An 8,538-nucleotide genomic window follows, 5' to 3' on the forward strand; every position below is an offset into this window, starting at 1 on the left:
AGTTTTCGATGAAATGGGCTGGCCGGACCAGATCCGGCCTCCGTACGCATTGGTCGACGCCTGGCTCAAGTCGATACCTGCCGAACAACTGACATTGAAGCGTCGCGAAGCCGAAGTGCTGTTCCGACGCATCGGCATCACCTTTGCGGTCTACACCGAAGGCGGTGACCCGGAACGCCTGATTCCGTTTGATCTGATTCCGCGGGTCATGGCGCAAGCCGAGTGGCAAAACCTGCGCAAGGGACTTGAGCAGCGCACACGAGCGCTCAATGCATTCATTCATGATGTCTACCACGATGGCGAGATCATCAAGGCCGGACGGATTCCCGAGCGCCTCGTTTACAACAACTCCGAGTTTCGTGCCGAGATGGTGGGGCAGGATCTTCCGCACAACGTGTACTCACATATCGCCGGAATCGACATGGTGCGTACCGGGCCGGATGAGTATTACGTTCTAGAGGACAATTGCCGTACGCCTTCGGGCGTCTCGTACATGGTCGAAAACCGCGAAGTGATGATGCGCCTGTTTCCTGACCTGTTCCGTCGTGCCGGCGTCGCGCCAGTTGCGCATTATGGAGATGCCTTGCTGCAAACGCTGCGTTCGGTGGCGCCGCCGAATTGCGATGGCGAGCCGACCGTGGTCCTGCTCACACCGGGCATGCACAACAGCGCCTACTACGAACACGCGTTTCTCGCCGACGAGATGGGCGTCGAGCTGGTCGAAGGTGCCGACCTGCTGGTCAAGAACGAAATCTGCTACATGCGTGGAACCAACGGACTGACCCGCGTCGATGTGATTTATCGGCGAATCGATGACGACTACATCGATCCGCTGGTGTTCAAACCCGAATCGATGCTCGGTGCCCCTGGGCTGCATTACGCTTCGCGGGCCGGCAACCTGACTCTGGCCAACGCCATCGGTGCCGGCATCGCCGACGACAAGGCCGTCTACATCCATGTGCCCGAAATGGTGCGTTTCTATCTCGGCGAAGAACCGGTGTTGCAGAACGTGCCGACGCATGATTGCAGCAAGCCCGATGAGCTCGCCTATACCCTGGCACACATCAATGAACTCGTGGTCAAGGCAGTGCACGGATCTGGTGGCTACGGCATGCTGGTCGGGCCGCACGCCAGTCGCAAGGAGACCGAGGCCTTCGTCGCCCAGCTCAAGGCACGCCCGCACGATTACATCTCGCAACCGACGCTGGCGTTGTCGACAGTTCCGACGTTTGTCGAATCGGGTATCGCGCCCCGACATGTCGACCTCCGACCGTTTGTTCTCAGCGGCGAGGAGATCCGGATCGTTCCGGGTGGGCTGACCCGGGTTGCCTTGCGCGAGGGATCGCTGGTGGTCAACTCATCACAGGGAGGCGGCACCAAGGATACCTGGGTGCTGGATCGCTGATGCTCGCCCGTACCGCTTCCAATCTGTTCTGGCTGGCGCGTTACATGGAGCGCGCCGACTATCTTGCTCGCCTGTTGCAGGTGGCTGGTCGCATGAGCGCGGTTCGAGTCGATGACGATGGCAAAAGCGAGTGGGAATCGGCCATTGTCGCGGCCGGATGCCACGAGAGTTTCTATCAGAAACATGAAGTCGCGAACGCGGAAACCGTGGTTTCGTATCTGGCCTTTGATCGCGAGAACCCTTCTTCGATCTGCAACTGCATTGATACCTCGCGGCGCAATGCACGCGCCGTGCGCACGGCACTGACCAGCGACATGTGGGTAGCGGTGAATTCGAGCTGGCTTGAGCTGCGCGAGTTCGAGTCATCTCCCGACATGAGTGAAGACCGCTTGACCGAATTTCTGGATTGGGTCAAGTCGCGTACCAGCCTGGTGCATGGCGTCTATGCCAATACGATGTTGCGTCGCGATGGCTTCCATTTCACGCGCATCGGGCAGTTTCTTGAACGCGCCGACAATACCGCGCGCCTGCTCGACGTCAAATATCACGTCAGGCTGCCGAGTGCGCAGGATGTCGGCGGTGTTGTGGACTACTACCAATGGCTGGCGATCCTGCGCGTCGTCGGTGCACGGCGAGCCTATCGGGTTCTGTTCAAGGGCCAGGTCGAGCCGGCGCTCGTTGCCGAGCTGCTGATCCTGCGTCCCGAATTTCCACGTTCGCTGGTGTTCTGCTTCGAGCAGATCAGTCTCAATCTCGATGCCATTGTTGCTCACGATCCCAGGCTGAGTTCGGAAAGCAAGCGCATAGCCCACTCCCAGTACGCCGCGCTGCGCTTCGGCCGGATCGAGCAGATCATCGAACATGGCCTGCATGAGTACCTGAGCGAATTGATCGAGGGTTGCGAGCGCCTCGGTGTCGAAATCGCCAAGGGGCACTTGTTCTGATGTTCCTGTCAATTCGGCATCGAACCCAGTATCGGTATGCCGAGCCGGCCCTGCGCGTGACCCAGGCCTTGCGTCTCTGGCCCGCTCTGGTCGATGGTCAGCGCGTCATCGACTGGCGCGTCGAGGTCGATGGCCGACGACTGAAATCGATCACCACGGACGGGTTTGCCAATCCGGTGGCAACGCATACGGCGGATGGTGCCGTCAGCGAAGTACGCATCGATGTTTTTGGCCAGGTCGAGACCAGTGACCGGCAAGGTGTTGTCAGCGGAACGGTTGAACAATTGCCGACGCGGTTTTTCCTGATCGAGACGCCGCTGACCCATGTCGACGAGTCGATTCGCGCACTGGCGGCAGAACTCCCTGCAGGCGACAACGATATCGCCAGACTCCACGCATTGTGCAACCAGGTCCGCGACCGCGTTGATTACATTCCCGGACAAACGGATGCGCAAACCACCGCCAGCGAAGCACTCGCCCATGGTGCTGGCGTTTGTCAGGATCACGCCCATCTGCTCACCTCGACGGCTCGCGTACTTGGCTACCCGGCGCGCTACGTCAGCGGCTATCTTTGTGCCGGTGTCGAAGGCGGCGAGGCGGCCAGCCATGCCTGGGCGGAAGTCTTTGTCGCCGATATCGGCTGGATTGGTTTTGACGCGGCCAACCGGATTTGCCCGAACGAGTATTACGTGCGGATTGCCTGCGGTCGCGATTACCACGATGCTGCACCGGTGCGCGGCGTCCACCAGGGTGGCAGATCGGAATCCCTCGAAGTCAATGTGAGCATCAACGAATCCGCAGCCGTTGCCGACTTGAAGTCGCCACGCGCACGAGAAGACGGCACGCAACAGTAGGTGGACTGACTGGCAGGGTTGTGCTGACTTTGGTCTGCAAGTCAGCGCCGCGCACTTACATGATAAAGTACTGTAATTATTGAACGTAAGTGATTGATTGGGAATGTTTTAAGACTTCCTTATCCACATCTTTTGAAGCCGCAGCCAGCCGGATGAGGGCAGCCGAGCAGATGGGCTCCAATGGCTTTCAGGAAACACGGCAAGGCGTTCATTGCCAGATGTCAGCGCCCGGCCTCGGCTTGCCCTGACAAATCGCTGGATTCACCCACGGCGGCGGCGAATTTCAGATAGGCATCCACAACCTGTTGCGCCGCTTCGATCTGGGGGTAATGGCCGATGCCATCGAGCTCGACAATCCGCGCAGGCTGGATCAACTCACGATAGCGCTGGACCATGTGCGCGCCCGAGATCGGGTCGGACATGCCGTTGATCAGCAAAAGTGGCCTCGGTGTGCCCTGCAGGGCACCGACCCAGCGTTGCCGGTGACGGATGCGCTCCGGGATATAGGCAATCAAGCCGGCCAGCGCCGGCGCACCATCGTTGCAGTTGATCAGATTCCAGAAACCTTCGAGCACCGTCTCGTCAGGCTGGGTTTGCGCGCCGAAAATGCGCTGCATGCTGCGTTCAAGACGCTTGCGGCGGGTCATCCGCGCAACCCACGGTCCAAGCGGGGACAACAGCAGTTTCTGAATGGTCAGCAGCCGATGGGTTTCCGGGAACAGACCGCCGTTGAGCAGGCAGACGCTGCGCAGATTTGAAAATCGTGTCGATTCAAGGTCACGGGCGATCAATTCCTGGGCGACGGTGTCACCGTAGTCATGGGCGAGCAGATGGTAGTCGGCAATACCGAGTGATTGCAGCAGCGCTTCATGGATGTCGGCCTGTTCCGAAATCGTATAGGAGTGACCCCGCGGCTTGTCGGAAAAACCGAAGCCGAGCATATCGAGGGCGATCAGTCGATAGTGTTTGCCCAGCTCGGGCCAGACCGCTTGCCAATCCCAGGACGAGGTTGGAAAGCCGTGGATCAGCACAAGCACGGGCGCGTTTTGCAGGCCGCCTTCAATCCAGAAAATCCTGTGTCTGGCGTGCTCGAAGAACTGACCGCGCTCCTGCCACATGCTTGTGCTGCTTGGCGACATCAGGTTTCGGCAGCCTTGGCCACTCGCGCTGCTGATTGCTGGACGCGAACCAGATCGTCAGTCAGGCTCAGCACCGCTTCGGCACGTGCCAAAGCCTGCGCAGAATGACGCGCAGCCGCCTTGCGATAGCGGGTATCGCCCAGGCACGCCAGGGTTTGCAGCATTTTTTGCAGATGAATGCCGACCTCGACCAGACCGGCACCGTCGCGTGCGATCGGAATGAAGAAATCGTCAAACAATTCCTCAAGCTCAACGGGCGGAACATGGACATTTGGATAGCGGATGGTCTGGTCATCAACTTCGACAGCATCCGGATGATTGGACGACCACAGTGCGAGAAGGCGGGCACCACGGCTGAGAATATCGATGGCCGTACCGGGGTCATTGATCGCAGGAGAAAGCGCACGCGACGCGATTTCGGATAGCACACAGACACCGAAGCGCGGGTCCTGGTCGAAACTGCGCGCGGCGGAAATGCTGAACGCATTGCGAATCGCGTTCAGGCAGGATTCCTCTGGTAGACGCATGACGCGGACGAGTGGTTGTGCTGCGCCGGCAAAATGACCGGGCAGGGCGATCAGATAAATGTCGATCTCGGCCTCTTTCGCGGCGTTTTGCAAGCCCTGCATATCGATATGTTCGACGTATCCGAAGCTGTCGGTGTGAATCGAAATGGCACCCTCGGGATATCCCGCTTCGCCGGCCTCGCGTGGCTGTCCACCGAGATAGGGCGAGGCGCGACGGCGGCGCAAGGCGTTGGTGGCCACGGTTTCGACGCGATCACAGGTCGGACCGACTCGACCGAGGCGAAGGACATAATCAGTCCAGCGCAACAGGGTCAAGACGATGATCACGATTACGCCCAGGGTTACCGCGTAGAGGATTACGCGACCGTTGTCGCCATACAGTCCGGTCTGCAGAACGATGATGCCGACCAGGCTGAATAGAAACGCGCCCAGAAATGTTGCCAGCGCGTTCTGCGCGGTGCTGTCGGAGATCAGCAGTTGGGTGGCGCGTGGCGTCGTGTTGCTGGTTGCCGAAGCGTAGGCCGAGACGATCGTACTCAGCGAGAAGATCATCACGGACAGCATGCTCGTGGCAATGATCTGCAGCAGGCTATCGACCGCGTCGGCACCGATTTTGGCCGGAATCTCGTCGGGAATGTACTGCTCGACCAGCAACGCGATCAGCGCGGTGACCACGCCAAGTACCGAAAACGCGGTTGCGCGCACCCACAGGCGGCGCGAGAGTTGCAGCAATAACCATTGCAGTCGCGAGAACATCAGTTGACCTGAGCAAACAATAATCTGTGCATGATGCCCCAGTCGGGACGATCCGGCGATTCCCGAATCAGCATTGCCTCAACCGATCTTCTCGAGCTCTCGTTCGATTGCGGCAATGTGCGGATCAACTTCGCCAAGTTCTCGCAACGCATCGGCCAGGTGCTGGAAATAGTCGCGATTGAATCCGCTCGGGCCGGCCGCGCGCGCGATATGGCGGGCGATATCCGACTCGGTGGTTTCGCCAAGAAAAGCCTCATTGTCGGGCCCTGCGATGTAAGCGAGTCCTTGCGCCGTGTCGCCATCCCTGAACTGGATGGTGACCAATTCGCGCAGATATCCGTTCTTCTCGCGCTTGTCGAGATGATCGAATACTTCGGGTGAAATCAGATAAGCCATGCCCGTGCAGATGGCTCCCGGGTCGGCAATCAGGGTCGCAACTCGTCCGGGTGCCTCTGGCGTGCCGCGATGATCATGCGATCCCTGCCAGAATCGCCGCGACCAGCCTTCGATTCGGGCTGGTCGACGTTCTATGAACTCGAAATCGGCCTTCCAGATCAATGAGCCATAGCCGAACAACCAGACTTCGGACTGGCCGTCAAAACGGTGCAGGGCGCGGTTGGCTTTGATCGTGTTCGTGGACATTCATTTGCTCTACTTGGCGAGGCCGGGCTAACAGCCTGGGGGATTTTACTCGGCAGGGCAGTTTGTTGGTGAATGTCGATCAACGCGCGGTATCCTCATTGGCCACTTCGAGACTGCTCATGAAATCGATTCCACTTCCACCCCGCGAGCGCTTGGATGATGCCGAAATGATCGAGCGCTGCCGATTGTTCGCGTCTCAACTCGCTCAGCGCAGAACCGTGCGTGACTACGATCCGCAGCCGGTTCCACGCGAAATCATCGAAGCCTGTTTGCTCGCAGCAGGTTCCGCGCCGAGCGGAGCCAATCAGCAACCCTGGCATTTTGTCGCGATTTCGGATCCGGCCATCAAGCAGCAGATCCGGATCGCGGCGGAGGCGGAGGAACGCGATTTCTATGATCGGCGGGCTCCGGACGAATGGCTGCAGGCTTTGTCGGCACTGGGTACCGATGCAAGCAAACCGTTTCTGGAGGATGCGCCGTGGCTGATCGCGGTGTTCTATGAGCGCACCGGGCCGCTGATCGATGGGCGCAAGGCCAAACGCTACTATCCGCATGAATCGGCTGGAATCGCAGCGGGCATGCTGATCACCGCATTGCATCAGGCGGGCCTGGCAAGCTTGACCCATACGCCAAGCCCGATGGCATTTCTCAACGATATTCTCGGCCGTCCGAAGAATGAAGTTCCGTATTTGTTGCTCGTGGTCGGGCATCCTGCGGACGATTGTCGAGTGCCGGACATTTCGCGCAAAGGGCTCGATCAGATCGCGAGTTTCGTTTGAATCAATGTTGCCTCAAGACGGCACAGGAGCCATGTTCATGCTGTGGAACCCCAGCAACTCGTATGCTGCGTTGAATACTTCGTTATCCAGGATGAGGATTGATCGATGCGCATTCCCGCTTTGTTCGCGATGGTCACGGTTTTGAGTTCCGCACCGGTAATGGCCGAATCGCCCGACTATTCACTGACCATCTACAGCTCGGCCCAGCCGGGCCAGATCAGCACGGATCGGCTGGCCAACTATGGCGGCAACTTGCCGGGCTACGCGTTGATCCGCGATGGCCGCAAGATGAAACTCGCCGCCGGCAACGGCGTGCTGCGCTTTACCGACGTGGCCAAACGCATCGACCCGACCACGGTCGCTTTCGAATCGTTGACCGATCCGGCTGGCACGCGCGTGATCGAGCAGAACTACCAGTACGATCTGGTCAACAGCGAGAAACTGCTTGAGCGCTATATCGGCGAAAAAATTGCGGTCGATCAGATGCGTGGCAACGAAGTCGAGCGGATCAGCGGAACCTTGCTCTCGGCCCAGAGCGGTTCAGTGATCCTGCAACGCGACAGCGGCGAAGTGTTGAGTCTCTCGAACTTCAGCAATGTCTCGTTTCCGAGCCTTCCGGGAGGCCTGATTACCAAGCCGACCCTGGTCTGGCTGGTCAATGCCAGCAAGGCGGGCACGCATGACACACGCGTGTCTTACCAGACCCAGGGCATGACCTGGTGGAGTGACTACAACATCACCTTGCGTGAATCGGGCGACCAATGCGCGATGGATCTGTCCTCGTGGGTAACCATCGTCAACCAGAGCGGTGCCAGCTACCCGGCGGCGCAGCTCAAGCTGGTTGCCGGTGAAGTCAACCGCGCCCCCGCCGCTGCGCCGAATCGGGTCATGATGATGAAATCACGAGGAGCCGCGGTTGCCGAAGAGGCTGATCAGGGTTTCTCGGAATCCTCGTTGTTTGAATATCACCTCTACACACTCGGCCGGCGCAGCGACCTTCCGGACAATTCGACCAAGCAGCTTGAACTGTTTCCAACGGCGGTCGACGTTGCCTGCAAGAAGCAATTGGTATTTACCGCTTCGCCTCAAGCGCGCGGTTACTGGTCGCAACCGATCGCCGACCAGGGTTATGGCGCCACAGCGGAAGGCACCGTGGGTGCCTATCTCGAATTTGACAATAAGAAAGCCAATCAGCTCGGCGTGCCGCTTCCTGCCGGACGCATGCGCGTCAACCAGGCATCCGCCGATGGCACACTCGAATTCATCGGCGAGGACGTGATCAAGCACACGCCACGCAATGAGGCGGTGCGCATCAAGCTTGGCAACTCGTTTGATGTCGTCGGTGAGCGCCGCCAGACCGGCTTCACGATGGACAGTGCGGGCAAGAAGATCGATGAAAGCTTCGAGATCAGCGTACGCAATCGCAAACAATCATCGACGACCGTCATCGTCCGCGAGTACCTGTATCGCTGGAGCACCTGGACGATCACAG

General features: G+C 59.1%; 8 protein-coding genes. 5 read left to right on the top strand and 3 right to left on the bottom strand.

The features are described from left to right. The 3 genes from VFN25_RS04830 to VFN25_RS04840 all read left to right on the top strand — a co-directional run. On the top strand, positions 1-1,405 hold a 1,405-nt coding region (locus VFN25_RS04830; RefSeq protein ID WP_414648858.1), incomplete at its 5' end, for a circularly permuted type 2 ATP-grasp protein. Next, positions 1,405-2,349 (top strand): alpha-E domain-containing protein, encoded by a 945-nt coding sequence (locus VFN25_RS04835; protein ID WP_325139394.1) that lies wholly within the window; start codon positions 1,405-1,407, stop codon positions 2,347-2,349. The genes VFN25_RS04830 and VFN25_RS04835, both read left to right, overlap by 1 nt. Next, positions 2,349-3,203 carry a transglutaminase family protein gene (locus VFN25_RS04840; protein ID WP_325139396.1) on the top strand — a complete coding sequence of 285 codons (855 nt, stop codon included), beginning with the start codon at positions 2,349-2,351 and terminating at the stop codon, positions 3,201-3,203. Before VFN25_RS04835 ends, VFN25_RS04840 begins: the two co-directional genes overlap by 1 nt. Before the next feature lie 221 nt (positions 3,204-3,424). Here VFN25_RS04840 and VFN25_RS04845 read toward each other — a convergent pair whose 3' ends face one another. The 3 genes from VFN25_RS04845 to VFN25_RS04855 form a co-directional block, all read right to left on the bottom strand. Continuing rightward, complete coding sequence (locus VFN25_RS04845; protein WP_325139398.1) at positions 3,425-4,342, bottom strand: alpha/beta hydrolase; 918 nt, start codon at positions 4,340-4,342, stop codon at positions 3,425-3,427. Continuing rightward, the gene (locus tag VFN25_RS04850) at positions 4,342-5,625 is read right to left on the bottom strand and encodes a DUF2254 domain-containing protein (RefSeq protein ID WP_325139400.1); all 1,284 of its coding nucleotides are present in this window, start codon (positions 5,623-5,625) and stop codon (positions 4,342-4,344) included. The genes VFN25_RS04845 and VFN25_RS04850 overlap by 1 nt, the downstream gene beginning before the upstream one ends. 78 nt (positions 5,626-5,703) lie before the next feature. Beyond that, positions 5,704-6,267, bottom strand: a complete 564-nt coding sequence (locus VFN25_RS04855; protein ID WP_325139402.1) for a gamma-glutamylcyclotransferase — start codon at positions 6,265-6,267, stop codon at positions 5,704-5,706. Positions 6,268-6,386: 119 nt separating this feature from the next. Here VFN25_RS04855 and VFN25_RS04860 point away from each other — a divergent pair, with 119 nt between their 5' ends. After that, positions 6,387-7,046 (top strand): nitroreductase family protein, encoded by a 660-nt coding sequence (locus VFN25_RS04860; RefSeq protein ID WP_325139404.1) that lies wholly within the window; start codon positions 6,387-6,389, stop codon positions 7,044-7,046. Positions 7,047-7,151: 105 nt separating this feature from the next. Then, the coding region (locus VFN25_RS04865) for a hypothetical protein (RefSeq protein WP_325139406.1) at positions 7,152-8,538 on the top strand (1,387 nt) is incomplete at its 3' end.

Source organism: Dokdonella sp. (assembly GCF_035703485.1).
Lineage (GTDB): Bacteria > Pseudomonadota > Gammaproteobacteria > Xanthomonadales > Rhodanobacteraceae > Dokdonella.